Raw genomic sequence first — 20,961 nt, 5'->3', positions numbered from 1 at the left:
TTAGTACACATCTCGCTGGTAGCGTTTCTCGTTACGGAGATCCGATAAGTAGGCTTCAGCTTCAGATTCGCTCAATCCACCCTGCTTCTCAAGTATGTTAACGAGGGCAATATGAACATCTTTTGCCATATATTTCTCATCACCACATACGTATATGTGTGCTCCCTTTTGGATCCACTCGTATAGTTCTTTACTTTGCTCGCGCATGCGGTGTTGAACATACACTTTTTCATCCGTATCACGAGAAAAAGCGACATCCATGCGAGTCAGCACACCATCTTTTAACCACTTTTGCCATTCAACCTGGTAAAGAAAGTCGGTGACAAAATGCTGTTCACCAAAGAACAACCACGTATCGCCACCTGCGCCAATTTCTTCTCGTTCCTGTAAAAATGCACGATACGGCGCCACTCCCGTACCTGCCCCGATCATGATGACAGGTGTATCGGGATTGTTTGGCAGTCTAAAATTCTCGTTCCGCTGTACAAAGACTGGAAGTTGATCACCTGGCTGTGACCGTTCAGCGCACTGTCCCGAACAGACGCCAGTGCGAGCGCGACCGTGTGCGTCATATCGTAGCGCCCCAATTGTAAGATGAACTTCGTCTTCGCTCGCTTTCGGACTGCTTGCAATAGAGTAAAGACGGACTGGTATTTTACGCAGTATCTTCACAAAATCCTCTGCAGCGATTTCCCACGGTCCGTAATCTTTCACCAAATCAATAAGATCTCTTCCGTAAATGTAGGTCTTAAGCTCTTCTCCCTCGGCATTCACCATGCGGAGAAGCTCTGCGCTCTCCGTAAGCTCCGCAATCTTCTTAAGCAATGGTTTTGTTAGACTTGTAATCTCATACGTCTTCGTCAAAGCTTCCTGAAGAGACTGCACGTCTCCCTGCTTGTTTATGACCACATGGCTGTCTCGGTCCCAACTCATTTCTTCAATCAGTTGAAGCACAAGCGTGGTATCATTTTCTGGATAAATCCCCAGACTGTCGCCTGGTTCGTATACGAGATTGGATCCTTCAAGATCAAGCTCAAGATGACGCGTTTCTTTATTCGATCCTCGTCCGTTTAAATTAATATTTTCTAAGATCTCTGCTTTAAACGGATTCGTTCTTGAGTACGAAAGATTCGTTTCACTAGCTTCCTTAGAAGGTGACGCTTCACTCTTGGACGGGGCATCAGACAGCAGACTCATGACACCTTCAAACCATTCTTCCGCAGGTTCTTCAAAATCCAAATCACAATCGACACGAGGATAAATTCTAGTAGCTCCTAATTCTTCCAGACGTCTATCAAAATCTTTCCCAGTTTGACAGAAAAATTCATACGAGCTATCTCCAAGTGATAGGACAGAAAATCTAATTTCTCCTAATTCAGGAGCTCGCTTACTTTGGATAAAGTCGTAAAAGCTTAGCGCATTATCAGGAGGATCTCCATCTCCATGCGTGCTTGTAATCAATAAAAGGTCTTCTACTTTCTTAAGTGACTTTGGTTTAAAATCATCGAGGGATGAGAGCGTAACGTTGTACTTTTCGTGATCAAGCCGCTCAAAAAAAGATTCTGCTAGAGACTGACCATTTCCCGTATGAGAGCCATAGAGAATCGTAATTTCACGCGTTTTTGGTTCATTCTTTGAGAACGCTTCTTCAGCTGAGGGAGCTTCAGTTGTTGCCGCTGTTTCTGCCACTCCCGGAACAGAAAGATACCCGCTCAGCCAAATTTTCTGCGTTTCATTTAGTGTTGGTAATAGACGATTTAAAAGTTCCGTTTGTTCTTGATCAAAAGGACTATTCATAACCTGTAAATGCAATACAATCCACCTCGCATAGTTAATTCAATGTAATACAAGTTGTTTACCCGGATTTAAAACCGTATGAATACGAAGCATGCTCCTCTCTTCTAAGATACACATAAAAAACCTCTCTTCTTTAAGCATAAGAAGAAAGGTTTGTGAGAACGATGCCAATCTTCTTATCTTTCAGGATACACCTGCTGGATTTGGCACAGTATGAGTTGATTATTCAACTCATCGGTTGCCGAGGCTTCAAAGGGCCAGTCCCTCCACCTCTCTTGATAAGAAATGTTGCTATAAAGTTTTGATAACAATGATTGTTTCAAATAATATCTTTTGTTTAACAAAATGTCAATGTATTATTAGAAAATTATCACCATTCAATTAAATGAAACGTGATGATCGCAAACATTCATTAAGAAAAATGAGTCAAATGATTTAGGTCTATTTTCATGAACGTTGATGCTTATTTTTTAACTTCATAATTTCAAACATATTCACAATCAATAGAAAGATAACAATCCCCAGTTTTACCCCAATCGAATAAGGAAGCGGGGTTACTAGTAAGAGAATAGCCATAAAAGAAACTGTACAGGTTCGTATGACCTCTCCCTTAAGAGACGTTTTTCTCACCTCACCACGCAGCCATTTCACAAGGGTTCTCCCAACGCTAGTGATGGCAATAACCATACAAACAAGATAAGTCCATATCGGTAAATAGTACGGTACCACAAAGATTGTAAGCGACAGCAAAATCGTCAGCACCGCATATCGGATTGTGACTTCTTTATATGTAAGCAAGTTGAAATCTTTCAAGTTGAGCCCTCTTTTTGTTGCTGATCATGTGTCATCTCTTGAGACACCTGTTCCACCCGGTTCATAGTGAAAAACCAGAAAATACTCATGAAGAAATAGTAGATTCCGAGAATAGAAAGCGTGTCCGTTACACTTTCTGAGAGCGGAAGATTTGAGAGATAAACTTTCCATAATACGCTGCCTATCACATATAAAAGCGGGCTCACGATATAAAACCATCCATAGATCAGCTTTTTAAAACTTTTCATACTGCCTCCTTTAATGACACTTCCTCTAACCCATCACCTAGTATAACTCTTCCCCTTAACCCCTTCCAGAAAAACCCTTTTACAGGCTATACCCGTTTGCAAACTCTTGAATCACTTCACGTTCTTCTTCGTTCAACTCTCTGCCAACGATACCTTTGAAAGAACGTTGCATTTCTTGCTGATTCCCCCTACACGCTTCCGTAATGGAAGAAACTGTTCGCAAAAGCTTTACTTCTTTCTTAAACTCTTCAATCGGAATCGCTTCTCCGTGTGATAAAATCACCCATTCGCCCTCAAAGCCTTCTAGTACATCAAGCAGTTGGTTTGTCGTCCTCACCGTATAGTTGGTTTTACTAGAAAAAATATCAGGATAAAAGCAATCGCCTAAAAATAGAATTTTTTCTTCTTTTATGTAGACGACCACCGAGTCAGCCGCATGGTCTCCGCCAACATGTTGAAGGACACACGTCACGCCGCCAAGATCGATTTCCAGTTTGTCCTCAAAGGTTAGATCCGGAAGAGTAATCGTAATATGACGATGATTCACGAATTCCTTTTTGATGGCGGTTGCACAAAATTCAATTTCCGTTCCTTCTTCTACACGCTGATCAAGATCTGCATCAGACCATGATAAGGGAATAAGCTTAGCCATTTCTTCTTTCGTTTGAAAAGAAGAAATCGAAACCGTATCTCTGAGCGCGGATAACCCAAATATATGATCCCAATGCCAGTGGGTAAGTGCTACCATATCAGGTCTTTTAAGCCCCCGATCTGAAAGTTCCTCTAGAAAATAACGTGCATGAGCTTCTGAATTTCCTGCGTCAATCATTAACGACTTTTCATCCCCAACTACCATCCCTAGAATCGGTCGGTCTGTTTCGGATACTGGTGTTTGGTAGTAAAAACGATCACCGATTTGTTTTATTTGTTGCATGAGGGTACCTCCATTATTCTATCTATTCCAATTAATATTCCACTTATCATACCATTCATAAGAAAATCCTATGCTATCGCAACACCAGCTCTGGTGTAGCAAGGCCCCTAAAATGGCAGCATAGATGTTTAATAATTTAAAAATGCCACTACTCAAACGAAATTCCGCACTTATTAAAAAAGTTGTCCTTCTTTTTATTCGGGTGACGAGGGGCTTTTCAATGGGAGATACACCTCTTCTACCCATTCGATAAACTTTTCTTCCGCATCAACATAGTGAATCGCTTCAAAAAGATAAACTTCTGAATCACAGGCTCCATCATAGCCCTTTGCAAGTAATCTCTCGCACAACTCTTCGTCCTCTACACTAAAGTAAACATCCCATAAGTGTCCTTCATTCAGATAAGCGATAGCGAGAAACTCTTGACCTGTCTGTTCTTCATGGCAGATGACCTCGAGGCCTTGATGTATATTGGATTGCCGATCGTACACATATTGAATAAACGCTAAGTATTGTTCATCAAAGACAAATTTACTCATCCAAAGCGTCAACTTTCCTGCTAGAAAATACACAACGTTTTTAGGAATTAAGCTTGCTTCGATCGATAATTGGGTTCCTCCATCACCTTCAATCAACTCATACCGCGTAAAATTTATTCCCTCTTTCGTTGTCGTTTTCATAGCGATTCTATGTGGAGGCTCGTGAACAAGCACTTCCGTCTCAAACGTGTACTCTTTCTTCCCAATCCTTTGCTTTGATTTAAAGCGAGAACCTGCTCCCATTTCATCCTCTCGCCCTTCATAAATATGCTCAACAATCATTGTATTCCAATTTAGAACATGCTCGTCTTTATGTAAGCATTCGTAAACGAGGTCAATTGGTGCATCAATAAACTCTGTAAAACGATAGGCAATTAATTCTTTCATCTTCGTCTTCTCCCTATCCAGTCAGGCTGAACGTTGGTTTCCACCTATTTTTATAAAGATTTCTTCAAGTGATGGTTCATCCACCTCTATCCGAAACACATCCACATTCGCATGCAAAAAGCTTCGATTAATTTCTGGAATTAGCCATTCACCATCTACTGTGACAGTCGTTAATTCCTGATCCCATTCAACCCTATTAGCTAGTTCATCTAATTGAGGTCTTAGTGAACTCATTTGTTTTTCGTTCAAACGCGAATGCTTGATAAACACGATCAATTTATTTTGATACCTAGCTCTCAATTGCTGCATACTTCCCTTAGCTGTAATAACACCCTGGTTCATGATCGCAATATCATCGCACAGCTTTTCAACTTCATCTAAATTATGAGAGGTTAAGAAGATGGTTGTTCCTTTCTTAGAAATGTCTTGAATTAAGCGATGAATGGTTAATACGGCGTTCGCATCCACTCCTGATGTAGGTTCATCAAGAAAGAGGATATCCGGTTCATTGATTAAAGCTTGTGCAATTCCCAGCTTCTTTTTCATACCAAACGAAAATTTCTTTGCCTTTACGTGTGCTGCTTCTTCTAATTCTACTCGTTGTAAAAGGTCAAGAATTTCCGGTTTTGGTAGTTTTACATTCAAAAGTCTACTAAAGTACTTTAGGTGTTGGAAAGCTGTTAAATCATCATAAAACGTTGAGTAGTCTGGTAGAACACCCATTTTTTGGTTCTGATGAGACTGCTCTCCTAGAATCTTAAACGAGCCAGAACTTGGATGGATTAACCCCGCTAGCATGTTAATAAAGGTCGATTTACCTGCTCCGTTTTTTCCTAAAAACCCAAAGACGCTACCTTGTTCTACTTTTAGATCAATCTCATTGACTACTTTCTTCTTGGCATAGATTTTTGTTAATCCTTCTGTTTCAATTGCATACATTAAAAATCCTTCTTTCTAATCAGTAGTAGACTTCCTAATACGAACAGTATAGGGAAGATCAACACAACGTACGTGTAGATATGTTCACCTAGACTATAATAATAATAATAAGGTGTTAAATAGCTTAATAGATCAATGATGAGGTTTTCTGATCCAAGACTCCATAAGCCAATGATGGGCAACAGGATCGCAAGAATAATTCCGAGGAACATGGTCATCCCAGGCTTCGTAATCAAAGTTGAAAGAAATATAGCAAGTCCTACAAAATAAAGGATGAAAATAAGCGACTCCATAAACTGATTGAAATAAAACCCTTTTGTAAAAGGAAGGATTAATAGCGAAGCAACTAAAATACACACCACCCAATACAGGGCTATTCCAAGGAATTTACCAAGAACGATCTTCTCCCTAGAAACCTTTGTAGCAAGAAAACGGATCGTTCTTGAATGAATTTCCTGGTTAATAGCACTGTGAGAAAGGCTAGCAACAAATAATGGTCCGGCCGCTATAATAAGTAATACTAAACCGCCCATATAAATATCCCCGTCTAAACCAACCTCACTAAATACTTCTTTATAATTGCTTATTAATTTTGCAATACCAAGCGTTACACTAAAAATAAACAAGATAATAATAATCGATCGAATGCTTTTAAATAGATTTTGAAACTCTCTTATACCAATCGCTAACATGATAAACTCCTTTACCTTTTACAATTTTGGAAGCAAGGCTAAATGCCCTAATAAGAAAGATAATGATTCTCCTATTCACGAGATCTTCCACCCATCTTTACATGATGATATAAGTCTACGAAATTTACGTTTGGCACTAAAAAACTCATGCAATAAGCATTTTTCTTCCTCTTTACTATCTCTTGATTAATTGCACTTCTTTCCCTCTTCCTAGATACCACTGATAAAAAGCACCTGCTAGTTCCTGTGGAACATCTTCAACCCCTGAATGATGAACAGGTTTTGAACGGTTCACGATACCAACGGAAGCCACTCCGAACCACTTTTGGACAAAGCCGCGCTTTATGCTAATTTCAATTACTTTGCTCCGCTTTGTTACAAACAACGAGGTAGATAACCCTCCAGTTTTAAATTGAACAAAAGACGCATTTAATGTGTATTTTGTATGCTTGTAATCCAAATACCGGATCACACTTACAAAAAGAAGGAGTACCGCTGAAAGGATCCACCATGGAATAGTTAATACATCAGGCTGAAAATACCACAGCACTCCTGTTCCAATTATCCATATGAAGCTTGGTCTTATTAGTCGAATGAACAGGGAGGCATGTGGCAGTCGATCCATCTCCTTCGTTACCTGATAGGATGGCAAGATCTCTTCAATCATTTCATAGGCTTGATGGACAGGTAAAAACGGGTACAAAGAATTACTTTCAAGCTTTTCTTCATCAGATCGCGCTTCACCAACACTCGTTAACTTTACCTCCGCAAGACCCAATAAGCGCTTGAGCACTGTTTGGCGAATTTCTATTGCCTGAACGCGATGTTTTAATATCGAAAACTTCGTAGCATCCAGCACCCCTTTTTGTATGTAGATGCGATCCGAATCCGTTGCAATTTCAAAACCTCCATACTTTAGAAACGTTCGACTAATACCAAATACAATGGATACGAGAATAACCAGGAAGACGATCGTCGCAATGAGCCAGCCTGACTGTAATAGAAAAACAAACAATCCTTCCGCGTCTTCGACTCCAAAAATGTCATCTAGTTTGAAATAAAAACTAGCAATCAAAGGAAGAAAGAAAAGAAAGCTTAAGGAAGTAAAAGAAGCTTTCAAGAGATCCTTTTTCCTAGCTCTAAAATGCACTTCCCTTTCTGCTTTCTCCTTTGTTTCTAATGCTGCATCAGATTCTTCTGTTTCTTTTACTGTAGCCACACGTTCCTTCAGCTCGTTTGCCTTAGCGCGAGAAACAATGTCAAATTCAACCGCCGCCTCGTCTCCCTTCATTCCTGTTTCAAAAATAATGGAGGTGGTCCCAGTTAGGCGATGGAAAAATGACGTATGTTCATTGATGTTTTCAATTTTGGTAAATGGAATGGTTCGTTTAGATTTGGTAAAAATCCCTTCTTTTATATGAAAGGCATCATTATCCAAACTGTACTTATGGGTAAACCACTTTAAACCAATGCGAATGATCGAAAGTCCGAGAAGAAGAAGAACAGCTGGACGACCATAGACAAAGATCAAAGAATCCGATCCTCTTTTAATAAGGAAAAAGTACACGAGAAAGAAGATCGCACTCTTTCCAAGCTTCCAAATGTCAAAAGCAATGATCCAGAGGGAATATCTGTGATACCCCATCATTCTCCCTCCTCTGTGACCTTAGCGTAGCGTGCAATGGTATCACGTAGTTGAAAGGCTTCTTCTTTCGGTAAGGCAGGAATGAGATGGGAGGAGCCCATCGTTTCAATGCTTAAAGCATATAACTGATAGCGTCTTAAAATCGGACCCTGTTTTGTAGCAACGGATTGAATTTTGCTCATCGGCACAAGCTGATGTGTTTCATTAATCGCCCCGTGCCGCAGTTTCAGGTATTCTTCGTCTATTTCATATTGCCAGTGCTTATATTTAAGTTTCGGGTGGATAAAAACATCCCAAATTGCCGTTATGATTGAGATAACCAAAACCGCTAGAAGAAGCCATCCGACCCATTCCCACCATAAGAAACGATGGTCGAGGTAAAAAAGTGTACCTAATACAAGAAATCCTATACTGTTCCCAATGATTTCATTAATCGTCCATACTTTGACGACGTCCTTTGATAATGTAAGATTTGGGCTACTAATTTCTGCTGCCATACTGCCACTCCTCTAACTAACTTTCATTTCATCTTTTAATTGTCTTTTTTTCCTGCTTAGAAAAGGATTTTCTAAGTAAACAACCATCCGCATCACTTTTTCAAGCGGCCCTTGTCTAAAACTTTTTAAGAAGAACGTACTTCCTACAACCTGAAGAGTGAAAAGTCCAATTCCAAAGAAAATGGAAAGAAGCACACCCATTCGTCCAAATAAACCGAATCCATAGCCATAGAAAACGGAAGTACATACGACCGTTTGAAGGATATAGTTTGTTAACGAGAGTTTCCCTAAATTTTCAAACCCCTGAAAGAGGTGGCCATTCGACCTACTGTAAAAATAGCTAAACAAACCGATATAGCCGATTGCCAAAACACTTCCACCTATTAAACTCATATCTGGCAGCCAATGGATTTCTTTTGATAGATACAGTGATGCTTTCAATAACAGACCAACCGGAAGACAAATGATCGATATGTATTGAAAAAGTTTAACCCTGTTGCCATGAAGCCAGCCAACATGCGCAGCGTACATGCCAAGAAGCATCATTGGAAGGATAAGAAAAGGCATAAATAAGACGACGAAGAACGCTTCGCCCTCACTCATCTCCATCGGATCTACATTATTACGGTGATGTTTGATCATTTCATAAGAGCCTGATCCGTAAATCTCGATCGTATCCTTTAGATAAACATCGATTTTTTCTTCACTTATGAACACCTCTTCTTCTCCCCCTACGAAACTGATAAGGGTTATGATTGAAAACAGTACCACACACCAAACGAGAATGGTCTTTCGCTTTCGATTGACAAAAAACAGAAGGAGCATGCCCATTACGCCATAAAGAAGTAAAATGTCTCCCTCCCAAAGGAAGATCGAATGCAGAACACCAAATGAGATCAAAATGATGAATCTTCGAAAAAGATGCCACTTTATACGTCGCTTTTTTTCTCGCAAACGATTCCTCATCAAAATCAAAGAATACCCAAATAAAAACGTAAATATAGGCATAAACGAGTTTTCGATAAGAACCTTAATCGCTTCATATCCACCATAATCCAAAGATGATATCCGAAAAAAAGAAATCTCATCTTTCCCGAAAATACCATACTGAAAGATTAATAAATTTGCGATTAAGATCCCAAATAAACTCCAGCCTCGTAGTGCATCCACCAGACCGTTTCTATCCCCGCCCACCATACTGTAGCCTCCTATTTTCATTATAAATTCCAATATTTCCTAACATTTAAGATATCAGTAAAAATAATTTAATTCAATATAAAATTATTGTTTATCAATAAAAAAGCATCGAAACAGGGGGTGTTTTGTAGTAAAATAATGTTAATCAAATATCACAGTAAAAAAGGAGTTTACGAATGAAATGGAAATTTGGGTTTAATCTATTATCGAAAATTTGCATGATCTTGTTTTATATCATTGCTTTACTACTTGTTATTACAACACTGGAACATGTCTCCCTCATTTGGTTCGCTGATAGTGCATTAGCGAAGGCTTTCCGTCCATATGAACCGATTTTCAGCTATGTTCAGTTAACGTTTCAAAATCAGCCAGATCTCTATGATGAGAAATCCTTTTTAACCTTATCGTTTATTTCAATGATTACTAATCTACTCTTTTTAATGTTGTTTCTTTGGTTGATGAGGAAGTTATTAAAAAACATTTATTTGAAAAGTCTTTTTCTATATCAAAACGTATCGATCATTTGGAGGCTCGGCATCATAACCATTATCCTAGGTACTGCATCAACTTACATCGATGAACAAATCACATCTCGAACACTAGACTTGCTAAAAATCTCGAACGCTACGATTGATTACTCGACATTAAATTATATCGATACCTTAATAGGCGGAATTATACTGATCCTTATCGCCTCTGCCTTAAAGTACGCTGTAAACGCAGTTGAGGAAAATGAACAAACAATCTAACAACAAAGCAGGCGATGGACGATGATTCGAATTAAACTGGATGTGAAAACGAAAAAGGATAAGCTATTCATTTTAAGACGTTAAATCTCCTATTTGGACCTACTGTCAGCCTATTGATTGCGAAGGAGGAGAGCGCTTTGGCACTCTCCTCTTTCTATATTAAAATTCCCAACTCCTTAAACACCGCAAAACCCTAACAGCACATTCAACGCGCTCACAAACCATTTATTGGGTTTAATGCATCTCATTTCCGGTTACATACCCTATGTACTTAACAAACAGAGGAGATGAATAAAAATGGCAGAGAAAGATCCAAAACAAGCAGCAGCACATATGAGTGAGGATAAGAAAGATGATATTATGCAGAACTTCAAAACCTTCAAAGACTACCTCGGTGACCAGGTTCATAAAGGCGAAAAACTCGGTCTTGGTGAAGAAGGATTATCAAAAGGTGCTAAGCGCGTTGCAGACTATCTAGCGAAGCATGAAGAACCACGCAACCGTGAAGAAAAAGTATTAAATGAACTATGGAACGTAGCAAACGAGGAAGAACGTCAGCATATGTCTCACGTTCTCGTGAAACTCGCTGATCAAACAAATTAAATCCATACAAAAAGCCGTCATCCTTTAGAAAGGAAGACGGCTTTTTTGGTTTATTTCCTATTCCTGATAATACTTGGACATGGCCATCACCATCGCGCCCATACGTGGTGTGGTTGGTGTTAAGACGCGCTTAACTCCGCGCTCTTTAAGGTGTTCTTCCGTTACTTCCCCAACGGCTACAGGAAGAATCTCATCATTTAAAAGAGACAGGATCGCGTTTTTCTTTTTCTTATTTTCAACATAGTCAAAAAAGTACCGAACCTGGATGGCGCTTGTAAATGCCACCGCATCAAGTAACCCACTTTCCATCTCCTCAACCAATTGTTCGACCACCGCTTCTTCAGGAGGCGTGTGCTCGTATGGATAAATCGTTCGAACGGTATTATTTGCTTGCTCAAGCGTTTTAATAAACGTTGGCACATTCTCTCCATGCATTTGAAGAGCAATGGATTGATTTTCGATCGCGAGTGATTCTTCAAGTTGATGGATCGTCCCCCGATCCGCTACTGTTCCAGGTGTAATGCCTTTTTGCTTAAAATGCTGGAATGTTTTCGTACCTCGAACGGCAATCGGAACTGTTCGAAGTAGCTGTTCATAAGGCTTCCCTAGACCGTTTGCTTCCGCAAGCTCAGCCATTCTCTTTTCGCCCATACCTGTTGTAAAAATCACTAATTGTGGAGGGTTTTCAATGATTTCTTGTATCGATTGAACAACATGCGCCGCGTTTGTAAAGACGGTTCCCTGCGCGGGGCGAATGAACGCTTTTCCACCCTGTTTTTCGATAAGTGTGCGGATCTCTTCTCCCTTTCGCCCACCCGTTACGGCAATCCTTTTATCCTTAAGTCCCATCCCTCTACCATCTCCTTAAGCCTCATCTTAAATAGAGGGTACAGCACCATGTCGATTTGTTCAACTAAACGCTATTCTAGCGTGACATAAATAAACCCATCCTCAACTTCGACCGGAAACGTTTCGACCTTGCTGTTAAGAGCTGATTGAAGACTCCCTGTAAAGAGATCAATGCAACACTGGTGGTCGAGGCACGTAATAAATCGCCCCGACATTTCTCCATTCACGATGGGCCCGCCCTTAGGACAACGGTTATGAAGCGCTCGAAACGTGCCATCCGGCAGACAAAATATCGCAATGGATAGCTGGAGTAAATCAATTGCACGACCAAAACCAGGAATGTGATCACGTGTTCTTCCGACATTGATTTTGACAGCTTGAACCGGCATCGTATCGATCCTCCTAAAACCTACTATTCTCTTTTCACTAGCTTTGTGCTGTTCGATTGACTTGATCACTTCTCGGGACAAGCGTTAAATTAGTTTTTCGTTTTCGTTCTTCGGGAAAAAGTTGATTAGAAGGAATGTCAGAAACCGGCGCTAAACGACTAACGAGTTTTGCTAAAATGACAGCTTCTGAAGTATCTCCGTAAAGAATCGCCCCGATCACATGACCATGTAAAGTGACAATTTTTTTGTAAACGTGACGAATGGGATCAATCCATTGGTACGTTCTCGTATCCTCCGTTTCAAGCACTTGACCTGCAGAAAACAAGCTGATACCTGAAATATTTAAAGTTGTTGAAGGTATGGAACCACGGTATTGTTTCGGACACCCTGCAATCGTACCTGCTAAATGTTCCGCTTGATCAAGAATCGGATCAATCACACCGTAAGTAACGTCCCGATGCTCTGCACATTCACCTATCGCATAAATACATGGATCACTTGTTTGCAAATAGTCATCGACTAGGATACCACGGTGAACTTCCAACCCACTCTTTTTCGCTAACTCCACATTCGACTTTACACCAACAGCCATAAGAACGAGATCGGCTTCAAGCGAAGTCCCATCAGAAAAAGTGAGCGATTGTGCACAAGAGTCCCCGTTAATTTCTTTTGTTCGTTTGCATAAAGCAAATTTCACACCTAATTTTTCTAAATCTTCTTGTAGCATTTCAGATGCAAGTCGGTCAAGCTGCCGATTCATCACATTAGGTTGATGATGAACAACCGTCGTATCAATCCCTTGTTGAACAAGCCCCATCGCTGTCTCTAAGCCTAGAATACCAGCACCAATCACAGCTGCTTTTCGATAACGTTTTGATGCATCCATTAAGGCTTTGCAATCGTTCATAGAACGGAACGTCATAACCCCGTTCTTTCCAGCTCCTTTCACTGGAAGAACGTGCGGATTAGCACCTGTCGCAAGAACAAGCGTGTCATAGTTGATCTTCCGTCCTCTATCTGTTTTCACATGACGACTGAGTGGATCAATCATTACCGCTGTTTCATTCTCTATGAGTCGAATCCCTCGCTGTTTGTACCAATCTTCATCTTCTAATTCTGCTTTTTCAACAGCAATATCTTGTTGCAGAATCCGCGAAAGTAAATATCGCTTATAAGCAGGCTCCTTTCCAATAATCGTTATTTCGAAACGAGAAGACTTCATCGAAAGCAAGCGTTCAAGAAATTGAATGCCAGCAAGTCCATTTCCAATTACGACAAGGCGTTTCACGGAATCCCCTTCTTTCTGGACTGTATAATATGCAAAATCGTACCATGTTTGAAAATTGAAAATAACAAATTGGTCATATATCCTAACAGGGTTTTGAAAGAAAGGACACCATTTGGATAGTTTTATGATTTCAGCAAATGATAAAGAGAGATCATTTTCGGAGTGATGATGAGATGAAAAGAAGACGATTCGTACGTTCTTCTTCATTACTAGAGGAACAAATTAAGCTTGAGTTTCATAACAGTGAAGACCTAAAACAAAAAACCATTCAGCTCGACGGTCTCACGCTAACATTGTTGTATCTTGATGACATTTCTGATCGCATGGTCATTCAAAAAACCATTCTTAGTCCACTACTAACTGTGTTAAGTGAAGACACGAAGATTAGCCCAACCGATATTCCGGACCTCATTCCAATGGCAGCGGTGAATAATATTAACGATCACAGTACCATTTCAAGACACCTGATGGATGGCTGCACGGTGCTTATTGCACGGGAAACGACTGATGATCACGTTTACTCTGTAAAAACGACGTATTCCGTCAAGAGATCACCGGATGAACCGGTGAATGAACCGACGATTAGTGGGCCACGAGATGGTTTTATCGAATGCATTCAGGATAATAAAGCACTATTGCGTGCTCATTTAAAAACGAGCGATCTTTTGTTTGAGCAGTATTTTGTTGGGAAAGATGTAGTGACGTCGATTTCAATCGCATACTTACAAGGAAAAGCGAGCGAGACATTAATTAACGAAGTGAGAGAGCGACTCACTCAAATTAAGGTAGATTATATTACAGATGCAGGAGTGCTTGAGCAGCTGATTGAACGCAACCCTCTTTCTGTTTTTCCTGAATTAGCCTCAACTCAGCATCCAACGAAAGTAGCGAATGCGCTACTTGAAGGGCGCGTCGCTCTTATGACAGATGGCTCGCCGACGGTATTAATTGCACCCACAACACTGAACATGCTTCTGCAAACACCTGACGACTATTACTTTAAATGGATTCCAGCCTCTCTCATTCGGTTGTTGAGCTATTTCACAGCCCTGATTTCAGTTCTCTTGCCTGCAGCTTATATTTCACTCATTTCGTTTCACCATGGACTTATTCCTACAAGTCTTGCGGTTTCACTCTCAAAGACGAGGGAAGGCGTTCCGTTTCCTTCCGTTATTGAGGCCTTTATTATGGAGCTTACTATTGAAATTCTACGTGAGGCTGGGGTGCGACTCCCCAAACCCATTGGTTCGACAGTAAGCATCGTCGGGGCCATTGTTATCGGCGAAACTGCCGTAAGCTCAGGAATTGTTAGTCCGATGATGGTCATGGTGATTTCATTTACAGCGATCTGTTCTTTTGCTATACCGAATTACCAGCTAAGCCTTGCGCTCAGAACGATTCGATTTTTTATCTTATTTTCTGCAGCAATGCTTGGCGTCTATGGCATGCTAATCGCCATCTTTATTGTGACGACCCATCTTATTAAACTTAGAAGCTTTTCAAGCCCTTATATGGAGCCATTTGCGCCCATTCATTTCAGACGATGGAAAGACTCCTTTATACGGCTCTATTACCGTGTGGGAAAAAGGACGGGGATTTAATTGCAAACCAACCAGCACTCTCTTCCCATCATTATCTTTTTTATTTCAACCATCATTGGTGTTGGAATCGTCACGTTACCACGTGAAACAGCTACGATTGTTGGACAGCCAAATATGTGGATTAGTGTGATTCTCGGGGCGATGATCGCCTTCATTAACGCGCTGTTTATCTTTATGTTAATGAAGAAATATCCGCTGAAAACCGTTTTTGATATCGCGCCGGAATTAGTAGGAAAATGGATTGGAAAGCTGCTTAATCTAATTTTCGTTTGCTACACGATTGCGATTTCCGCCTACATCATTCGAACAATGGCTGAAATTGTGAATTATTACTTACTTGATAAAACACCCAAATTCGTTGTCTTGCTAGTTTTTGTACTCTCTTGTATGTATCTCGTGTCAACAGGGCTTTCAAACATCCTGCTCTTTTTACAACTGTACTTCCCAATTATTTTGTTAATGTTTCTCCTCTTAACCTTACTTAGCATTAAAAATATTGAACCGTCTCACTTAAGACCGATCATGTATATGGATGGAATTGACCTATTAAAAGGAGTCAATTCCACCTTTTTCTCGTTCGTAGGATATGAGCTTCTTATGGTGTTATCAGGACAACACCGCCTTACACGCTGGAAACCAGTTGTGTTTATTCTAGGAATCAGCATCGGCAGTGTATGCTTTATTTACGTGCTGTTTTTTATCCTAAACATTGGTGTTCTTAGTATTGAAGAGCTAAAGGTGATTACGTTTCCAACGATCGAAATGGCAAAAGCGATCGAATTCCAGGGGTTTTTCTTTGAAAGATTTGAGCTTCTCTTTTTATTTGGATGGATTATCACGATTTTCACCACCCTAACCGCATACTATTATTCTGCGATGCTTGGCGTTTGTAAAACCGTTAACTGTAAAAAATCACTATTGATGAATGCCATCATCGGCTTGCTCATCCTCACGCTCTCGCTGCTACCATCGGGCATTACGGAGCTGTTTTCATATGGAACCTATTTAAACTATTTATCGTATGCTTCTTTAATCGCCATTCCTCTATTGTTATTCCTCTTTTCATTCAGAAAGGGGGCGATGAAATGAAGAAAGGCTTGCTTATTTTCATTTCTCTTCAACTTCTCTTCCTTACTGCGTGCTGGGATAGCAATGAAATCGAGGATTTGGGGATGATCATGGGGATTGGGCTCGATTACAATGAATCGAATGACGACGTCTTTTCCATGACTAACCAGTACGTTGTTCCAAACAATATAGAAGGGACACAGTTTGGAAGTTCAGGAGGAACTCCTTATCAGAACATCACATTAAACGGCAGCAACTTCTTTCAAATTATCCGTGAAAACTCCCTTGAAACAGACCGTCCGCCAAACTATACCCACTTAAAATCCATAGTTCTTACGGAAAGGCTTTTAAAAGAAGAGCCGTTAAAGCAGTTAATTAGCTTCTTCCTACGAGATCATGAATTTAGGAGAACAGTGGCCGTTTTTATTACGAAAGAATCCGCATCTGATATTCTGGCGGTTGAACCGACGAAAGAAATGTTCCCAGCAGTACAGTTAAAGGAACTCACACAAAACCATGATCGAAGTTTGTATGTTCAAGAAACGCTTAAATTTGGAGAAGTGTCTAAAAAAATTACCGAAGGGGCAAGCTTCGTTATCCCAGAAGTTGGAATCAACCAGGGACGTATTCGACTGCTTGGTGCTGGGATCATTTCCGATAAATCCCAGCAGATCGTTGGTTGGCTCACTCCAGAAGAAATTGCTGGATTAAAGTGGATCACGAATAAAGTAAGCGGTGGATTAGTAGCGATTAAAGAGAAAAATTCCGAGGCGGATCAAGCTGTGCTTGAGATTACGAAAGCAAGCACGTCTATCGAACCCGTGTTAAAAGATGGACAGCTGACCATTCAGTTAACAGTAAAAAGTTCCCTTAAACTTGCAGAAGACTGGGAAATCAAGCGAGATGTTTTTCAAGAAGGGTGGGAAGATGAGCTAAAAAAACAGGGCGAAAAGGTGGTCAAAGAAGAGATAGAGCACGTAATCTCCATCGCCCAGGAGCAAAAGCTCGATTACCTTGAGTTTGGTACGTGGACAAGCATTAAACAGCCCGCCTATTGGCAAAAGCATCATAAAGATTGGGAACGTATTTTTGCTCAATTGCCTGTAACGATTGATGTCGATTTCACTTTAACTGGCTATGGTACACAGGATATAAACTAATGCTTCGGAAAAGAATAAATAATAAAGGATGAAACCATTTTGGCTTCATCCTTTTTAGTCATGCTATGAATTTGTCACAAGCTCAACAGGCTTCGACTCCGGCACAATCGGCTGCTTCACTTCTTTTTCACGTCCCGCGCGCTTAATGAAGAAAGCAAGCACAAACGCTAAACCTGCGATAAAGGTAGCGATAAAGAACGCGAAGTTAATGCCTTCAAGCATCGCTTGCATGGCGACCTGCTGTTGGAGCGTAGCCGGATCAACTCCCGCGTTTCCAGCCGCAGCTTCTTTCGCAAGATCAGCCGCAACAGATTCCGTCCGGTTGGACATAATCGTCACGAGAAGGGCTGTGCCAATCGCTCCTGCTACCTGGTTTAACGTATTGTTCATTGCTGTACCGTGCGGATAAAAACGAGCTGGCAGTTGATTTAACCCGTTTGTTGATACCGGCATCATCACCATCGACATCCCGAACATGCGTACAGCATGAAGAATCATAATGTAGTTATACGTTGTCTCCATCGACAGTGTACTGAAGAGGTACGTCGTAACAACCGTAATCGCAAGACCAGATGTTGCAAGAATACGCCCACCAATTTTATCAAATAAACGACCCGTAATCGGTGACATAAAGGCCATCACGAGTGCTCCTGGCAGCATCATTAAACCGGCATCAAGCGGTGAAATACCTCGAATTGTTTGTACGTAGATCGGAAGCAACAGCATTCCTGAAAACATCGCCATGTTCACAACCATCGTAATGGAAGAAGAAAGAGCAAACATTGGATATTTAAAGATCGTAAAGTTTAGCATCGGTCGCTCTTGCTTCGACTGTCGAATAATGAAGGTTGTCAGTGCGATAACGCCGATCCCGATCGTTAAATACACTTGCGGACTATCCCATCCTTTATTCCCTGCAGAACTAAAGCCGTAAAGAATACCACCAAACCCTGCGCTTGATAAAATAAGTGAAAACAAATCGAGTCGAATGTTTACCTTTTCTTTCTTATCTTTTAATAAGAAGAACCCAAGCAAGAAGATTGAAATCGCAATTGGCGTAACAAAGTGGAACAGCATTCTCCAATCATAATGTTCGATAATCCACCCAGATAGCGTTGGACCAATCGCTGGTGCTGCCATGAGAATGAGTCCGAAAACACCCATAGCCGCTCCCCTTTTTTCAATCGGAAAGCTAATAAGCATCACGTTCATTAAGAGCGGCATCATAATGGCCGATCCTGAAGCCTGTAACATTCTCCCTCCAAGTAGGACAGGGAAAATCTGAGCCATTCCGGCAATCACGGTACCAAGCGTAAATAGCCCGATCGCCACAAGAAAGAGGCGGCGCACTGAATATTTTTCAATTAAAAAGGCCGTAGCTGGAATCATGATTCCGTTCACAAGCATAAAGCCTGTGGTAAGCCACTGAACCGTTGCGGTTTCAATTTGTAAATCCGCCATAATCGACGGTAGTGCAATATTAAGCAGCGTATTATTTAGAAACGCGATAAACGCGCCAACAATTAAAATCGCAAGAATACCGTACTTTGGACGAGGCGTCTCTTTTCCTGATTGACTCATCATCATACCCCCATATACCTTCAGTTCAATTATTTATACCATCGGTTCAAATCTCTCATATCATATACCATGAGTTCAACTTTTGCAATCATTATTTCTTCCCAATGCAAAAGGATTTGTTCCAATGATAAAAGTAAGGTATGATCAGGTTTATACCGACAGTACAATAGTAATCATAACGACTAAACACTATAAAGAAGCAAAAGGTGATACGATGAACGATCGCAAACAGCACGTTATTAAAATGGCGCATCAGCTTTTCATAGAAAGAGGCTTCCAGTCTACTTCCATACAAGACATTTTAGAGTATAGCGGTATTTCAAAAGGAACGTTTTATAACTACTTCTCATCAAAAAACGAATTGTTAATCGCTCTGTTTAAAGCACTTTATGAATCGATGGAGCGAAAGCGGGATGAACTGCTTATCGGTCAGGACCCATCAGACCTTACGATTTTCAAGAAACAAATTGAACTGCAAATGAATACAAATAAAAAAAACAAGCTCATTACCCTGTTTGAGGAAGTGTTTGTTTCAAATGATGAGGACTTAAAACACTTCCTTCGAGAAGGTCAAAAACGAATGCTTCGATGGGTTTACAACCGGTTTCTTGAGCTATTTGGGGAAGAAAAACAACCGTACTTATTGGATGGGGCGATCATGTTTTTGGGGATCCTTCACCATAATGTAAAGTATTATTCGATCGCAAATGGAGCAAGTGCAGATATTTATCCAGTCGTGGAATACAGCGTTGATCGGATGGTTACGATCGTCGAAGATGCGTCAATCACAGATCAACAACTAAACAAACCAGAACAGATGGACGACTGGTTTCCCGAGGGTAACCAATTGTTTCACTCTAACCTCGTAAGTACCATTCGTTTATTAAAAGCTGATCTGGCAGAATCAAATAATGAAGCAATTGAACGATTAGATTTTGTAAAGGACGAGCTTCTCCATTCCAAGAAATCCCGTAAGTTTCTCATCGAGAGCGTTCTTTGTTCGCTCAGAGATGATCCGAAACTTGACCAAACAACTGTTAAACACCTTGATGAGTTAGTTGGCAACTATTTTAAGTAAAGAAAAAGAGGGCTACGCGTCTAAGCCCTCTTCTTTGCTTCGCTTTCCACTCGATCCATAAACTCTTGCACAACGTTCATTTGATCCTTCGGTCGGCTTAACTTCAGCATCGCTCTACCTACAAAATTCACTCCTTTATTATGTCCTTCATAAATGAATTTCGTTTGGTTTTCCCCCATCTTTTCCAACGTAAAGCCAAGCGTGATTTCAAACGCCTTTCCTAAAACAAAGCAAATGCGTTTCACTTTAAGCGTTTCGTGATCTTCGTATGCAAGCGTTTCAACCGTGTACGTTTCCAGTCTTTTTCCTTCACGATATGTTTGGCGATGCTTTGCACCTACTTCATGCTCTTCTTTTTCAATTAACACATGCTCTTCAACCTTAGGCATAATCGCTTTAATATGCTCGTCTTTAAATAATCCCCAAACCGTTTCGATCGGTGCTTCAATCGTCTTTTCTTCTTGCCATTGAATCATTCATTTCCCCTCCCTGATCTAAGAAACTCCTCAATCTCATTTACTTGAAGTTGAAGCTCATTGATTTTATTTTCGATGTTCGCTTTTTTATGACGCAAGAGATCCTCTAAATGAGCAAACGACTCATCTTCCATCACAGATTTCATTTCTTGAATTGTAAATCCAAAGCGCCGAAGCTTACCTAATAAAAGCGCTAGAAAATAGCTACCATCATCATAGTATCTATACTTGTTGATAGGATCCATATAGGCAGGCTCTAACAAATTCACTTCTGCATAATAGCGAAGCGTTTCCTTACTCAAACCCGTTAATGAAGCGAACTCACCGATTTTGTACATCTTTACCTCCTACTTCATCTTAAATCATGGGGTGCACCACCCGGTCAAGCTTACGTTACTACTTTCTTCAAAAAAAGTCAGGCGCTTCAAACC

General features: G+C 40.6%; 22 protein-coding genes and 1 riboswitch. Of the genes, 6 read left to right on the top strand and 16 right to left on the bottom strand.

The window, feature by feature from the left end; genetic code table 11:
• From ATG70_RS03015 to ATG70_RS02970, 10 genes are all read right to left on the bottom strand, one after another.
• Nucleotides 1-1,812, bottom strand: a complete 1,812-nt coding sequence (locus ATG70_RS03015) for an assimilatory sulfite reductase (NADPH) flavoprotein subunit (RefSeq protein ID WP_098442894.1) — start codon at nt 1,810-1,812, stop codon at nt 1-3.
• Nucleotides 1,813-1,970: 158 nt separating this feature from the next.
• Nucleotides 1,971-2,082, bottom strand: a riboswitch (SAM riboswitch).
• A gap of 162 nt (nt 2,083-2,244) precedes the next feature.
• On the bottom strand, nt 2,245-2,610 hold the full coding sequence (locus ATG70_RS03010; protein ID WP_098442893.1) for a hypothetical protein: 366 nt from the start codon (nt 2,608-2,610) through the stop codon (nt 2,245-2,247).
• The gene (locus ATG70_RS03005) at nt 2,607-2,858 is read right to left on the bottom strand and encodes a hypothetical protein (RefSeq protein ID WP_098442892.1); all 252 of its coding nucleotides are present in this window, start codon (nt 2,856-2,858) and stop codon (nt 2,607-2,609) included. The genes ATG70_RS03010 and ATG70_RS03005 overlap by 4 nt, the downstream gene beginning before the upstream one ends.
• Before the next feature lie 79 nt (nt 2,859-2,937).
• Nucleotides 2,938-3,792, bottom strand: a complete 855-nt coding sequence (locus ATG70_RS03000; protein WP_098442891.1) for an MBL fold metallo-hydrolase — start codon at nt 3,790-3,792, stop codon at nt 2,938-2,940.
• 194 nt (nt 3,793-3,986) lie between these two features.
• On the bottom strand, nt 3,987-4,718 hold the full coding sequence (locus ATG70_RS02995) for an SRPBCC family protein (protein ID WP_098442890.1): 732 nt from the start codon (nt 4,716-4,718) through the stop codon (nt 3,987-3,989).
• A 21-nt stretch (nt 4,719-4,739) separates the two neighbouring features.
• Nucleotides 4,740-5,657, bottom strand: coding sequence for an ABC transporter ATP-binding protein (locus tag ATG70_RS02990; protein WP_098442889.1), 918 nt, complete (start codon nt 5,655-5,657; stop codon nt 4,740-4,742).
• Entirely contained in the window at nt 5,657-6,349 is a 693-nt protein-coding gene (locus ATG70_RS02985; protein WP_098442888.1) for an ABC transporter permease subunit, read from the bottom strand. The genes ATG70_RS02990 and ATG70_RS02985 overlap by 1 nt, the downstream gene beginning before the upstream one ends.
• Before the next feature lie 175 nt (nt 6,350-6,524).
• Nucleotides 6,525-7,994 (bottom strand): PH domain-containing protein, encoded by a 1,470-nt coding sequence (locus tag ATG70_RS02980; RefSeq protein ID WP_306472679.1) that lies wholly within the window; start codon nt 7,992-7,994, stop codon nt 6,525-6,527.
• Entirely contained in the window at nt 7,994-8,491 is a 498-nt protein-coding gene (locus ATG70_RS02975; protein ID WP_098442886.1) for a PH domain-containing protein, read from the bottom strand. The genes ATG70_RS02980 and ATG70_RS02975 overlap by 1 nt, the downstream gene beginning before the upstream one ends.
• Before the next feature lie 12 nt (nt 8,492-8,503).
• Complete coding sequence (locus ATG70_RS02970) at nt 8,504-9,688, bottom strand: DUF418 domain-containing protein (protein ID WP_179886164.1); 1,185 nt, start codon at nt 9,686-9,688, stop codon at nt 8,504-8,506.
• Nucleotides 9,689-9,864: 176 nt separating this feature from the next.
• Between ATG70_RS02970 and ATG70_RS02965 the strand changes: the two genes are divergently transcribed.
• Together ATG70_RS02965 and ATG70_RS02960 are read left to right on the top strand one after the other, a co-directional pair.
• The gene (locus ATG70_RS02965) at nt 9,865-10,437 is read left to right on the top strand and encodes a DUF2975 domain-containing protein (protein WP_098442884.1); all 573 of its coding nucleotides are present in this window, start codon (nt 9,865-9,867) and stop codon (nt 10,435-10,437) included.
• A 297-nt stretch (nt 10,438-10,734) separates the two neighbouring features.
• On the top strand, nt 10,735-11,040 hold the full coding sequence (locus ATG70_RS02960) for a DUF3243 domain-containing protein (RefSeq protein ID WP_098442883.1): 306 nt from the start codon (nt 10,735-10,737) through the stop codon (nt 11,038-11,040).
• 57 nt (nt 11,041-11,097) lie between these two features.
• Here ATG70_RS02960 and ATG70_RS02955 read toward each other — a convergent pair whose 3' ends face one another.
• From ATG70_RS02955 to ATG70_RS02945, 3 genes are all read right to left on the bottom strand, one after another.
• On the bottom strand, nt 11,098-11,889 hold the full coding sequence (locus tag ATG70_RS02955; RefSeq protein WP_098442882.1) for a uroporphyrinogen-III synthase: 792 nt from the start codon (nt 11,887-11,889) through the stop codon (nt 11,098-11,100).
• 71 nt (nt 11,890-11,960) lie between these two features.
• Nucleotides 11,961-12,278, bottom strand: a complete 318-nt coding sequence (locus ATG70_RS02950; protein ID WP_098442881.1) for a Rieske 2Fe-2S domain-containing protein — start codon at nt 12,276-12,278, stop codon at nt 11,961-11,963.
• A gap of 37 nt (nt 12,279-12,315) precedes the next feature.
• Nucleotides 12,316-13,566, bottom strand: a complete 1,251-nt coding sequence (locus ATG70_RS02945; protein ID WP_179886163.1) for an NAD(P)/FAD-dependent oxidoreductase — start codon at nt 13,564-13,566, stop codon at nt 12,316-12,318.
• A 173-nt stretch (nt 13,567-13,739) separates the two neighbouring features.
• Between ATG70_RS02945 and ATG70_RS02940 the strand changes: the two genes are divergently transcribed.
• The 3 genes from ATG70_RS02940 to ATG70_RS02930 are packed head-to-tail and all read left to right on the top strand — an operon-like array spanning nt 13,740 to nt 17,395.
• Nucleotides 13,740-15,167 carry a spore germination protein gene (locus tag ATG70_RS02940; RefSeq protein ID WP_179886162.1) on the top strand — a complete coding sequence of 476 codons (1,428 nt, stop codon included), beginning with the start codon at nt 13,740-13,742 and terminating at the stop codon, nt 15,165-15,167.
• Nucleotides 15,168-16,256: a GerAB/ArcD/ProY family transporter gene (locus ATG70_RS02935; protein ID WP_098442878.1), complete on the top strand. Its 1,089-nt coding sequence runs from the start codon at nt 15,168-15,170 to the stop codon at nt 16,254-16,256. It begins immediately after the preceding gene.
• A complete protein-coding gene (locus ATG70_RS02930) occupies nt 16,253-17,395 on the top strand; it encodes a Ger(x)C family spore germination protein (RefSeq protein ID WP_098442877.1) in 1,143 nt (380 codons plus the stop codon). The genes ATG70_RS02935 and ATG70_RS02930 overlap by 4 nt, the downstream gene beginning before the upstream one ends.
• A 63-nt stretch (nt 17,396-17,458) precedes the next feature.
• On the opposite strand, the gene ATG70_RS02925 is transcribed toward ATG70_RS02930, so the two are convergent.
• Nucleotides 17,459-18,976 (bottom strand): DHA2 family efflux MFS transporter permease subunit, encoded by a 1,518-nt coding sequence (locus tag ATG70_RS02925; protein ID WP_098442876.1) that lies wholly within the window; start codon nt 18,974-18,976, stop codon nt 17,459-17,461.
• 82 nt (nt 18,977-19,058) lie between these two features.
• On the opposite strand from ATG70_RS02925, the gene ATG70_RS02920 reads away from it, so the two are divergent.
• Nucleotides 19,059-20,054, top strand: a complete 996-nt coding sequence (locus tag ATG70_RS02920) for a TetR/AcrR family transcriptional regulator (RefSeq protein ID WP_257147597.1) — start codon at nt 19,059-19,061, stop codon at nt 20,052-20,054.
• A gap of 20 nt (nt 20,055-20,074) precedes the next feature.
• Here ATG70_RS02920 and ATG70_RS02915 read toward each other — a convergent pair whose 3' ends face one another.
• Both ATG70_RS02915 and ATG70_RS02910 read right to left on the bottom strand, forming a co-directional pair.
• Nucleotides 20,075-20,530: an SRPBCC family protein gene (locus ATG70_RS02915; RefSeq protein ID WP_098442875.1), complete on the bottom strand. Its 456-nt coding sequence runs from the start codon at nt 20,528-20,530 to the stop codon at nt 20,075-20,077.
• Nucleotides 20,527-20,868 carry a MerR family transcriptional regulator gene (locus ATG70_RS02910; RefSeq protein ID WP_098442874.1) on the bottom strand — a complete coding sequence of 114 codons (342 nt, stop codon included), beginning with the start codon at nt 20,866-20,868 and terminating at the stop codon, nt 20,527-20,529. The genes ATG70_RS02915 and ATG70_RS02910 overlap by 4 nt, the downstream gene beginning before the upstream one ends.
• Between the last annotated feature and the right edge of the window lie 93 nt (nt 20,869-20,961).

The organism is Bacillus sp. es.036, assembly GCF_002563635.1.
Taxonomy (GTDB): domain Bacteria; phylum Bacillota; class Bacilli; order Bacillales; family Guptibacillaceae; genus Guptibacillus.
Note: the sequence above shows the minus strand (reverse complement) of the source record. Positions and strands in the feature narration are given on the sequence as shown.

What these genes read in the sequence shown, in the direction of transcription:
- ATG70_RS03005 (WP_098442892.1), bottom strand. Translation starts at nt 2,858, where the DNA reads ATGAAAAGTTTTAAAAAGCTGATCTATGGATGGTTTTATATCGTGAGC.
- ATG70_RS03000 (WP_098442891.1), bottom strand. Translation starts at nt 3,792, where the DNA reads ATGCAACAAATAAAACAAATCGGTGATCGTTTTTACTACCAAACACCA.
- ATG70_RS02995 (WP_098442890.1), bottom strand. Translation starts at nt 4,718, where the DNA reads ATGAAAGAATTAATTGCCTATCGTTTTACAGAGTTTATTGATGCACCA.
- ATG70_RS02990 (WP_098442889.1), bottom strand. Translation starts at nt 5,657, where the DNA reads ATGTATGCAATTGAAACAGAAGGATTAACAAAAATCTATGCCAAGAAG.
- ATG70_RS02985 (WP_098442888.1), bottom strand. Translation starts at nt 6,349, where the DNA reads ATGTTAGCGATTGGTATAAGAGAGTTTCAAAATCTATTTAAAAGCATT.
- ATG70_RS02980 (WP_306472679.1), bottom strand. Translation starts at nt 7,994, where the DNA reads ATGGGGTATCACAGATATTCCCTCTGGATCATTGCTTTTGACATTTGG.
- ATG70_RS02975 (WP_098442886.1), bottom strand. Translation starts at nt 8,491, where the DNA reads ATGGCAGCAGAAATTAGTAGCCCAAATCTTACATTATCAAAGGACGTC.
- ATG70_RS02970 (WP_179886164.1), bottom strand. Translation starts at nt 9,688, where the DNA reads ATGGTGGGCGGGGATAGAAACGGTCTGGTGGATGCACTACGAGGCTGG.
- ATG70_RS02965 (WP_098442884.1), top strand. Translation starts at nt 9,865, where the DNA reads ATGAAATGGAAATTTGGGTTTAATCTATTATCGAAAATTTGCATGATC.
- ATG70_RS02960 (WP_098442883.1), top strand. Translation starts at nt 10,735, where the DNA reads ATGGCAGAGAAAGATCCAAAACAAGCAGCAGCACATATGAGTGAGGAT.
- ATG70_RS02955 (WP_098442882.1), bottom strand. Translation starts at nt 11,889, where the DNA reads ATGGGACTTAAGGATAAAAGGATTGCCGTAACGGGTGGGCGAAAGGGA.
- ATG70_RS02950 (WP_098442881.1), bottom strand. Translation starts at nt 12,278, where the DNA reads ATGCCGGTTCAAGCTGTCAAAATCAATGTCGGAAGAACACGTGATCAC.
- ATG70_RS02940 (WP_179886162.1), top strand. Translation starts at nt 13,740, where the DNA reads ATGAAAAGAAGACGATTCGTACGTTCTTCTTCATTACTAGAGGAACAA.
- ATG70_RS02930 (WP_098442877.1), top strand. Translation starts at nt 16,253, where the DNA reads ATGAAGAAAGGCTTGCTTATTTTCATTTCTCTTCAACTTCTCTTCCTT.
- ATG70_RS02925 (WP_098442876.1), bottom strand. Translation starts at nt 18,976, where the DNA reads ATGAGTCAATCAGGAAAAGAGACGCCTCGTCCAAAGTACGGTATTCTT.
- ATG70_RS02915 (WP_098442875.1), bottom strand. Translation starts at nt 20,530, where the DNA reads ATGATTCAATGGCAAGAAGAAAAGACGATTGAAGCACCGATCGAAACG.
- ATG70_RS02910 (WP_098442874.1), bottom strand. Translation starts at nt 20,868, where the DNA reads ATGTACAAAATCGGTGAGTTCGCTTCATTAACGGGTTTGAGTAAGGAA.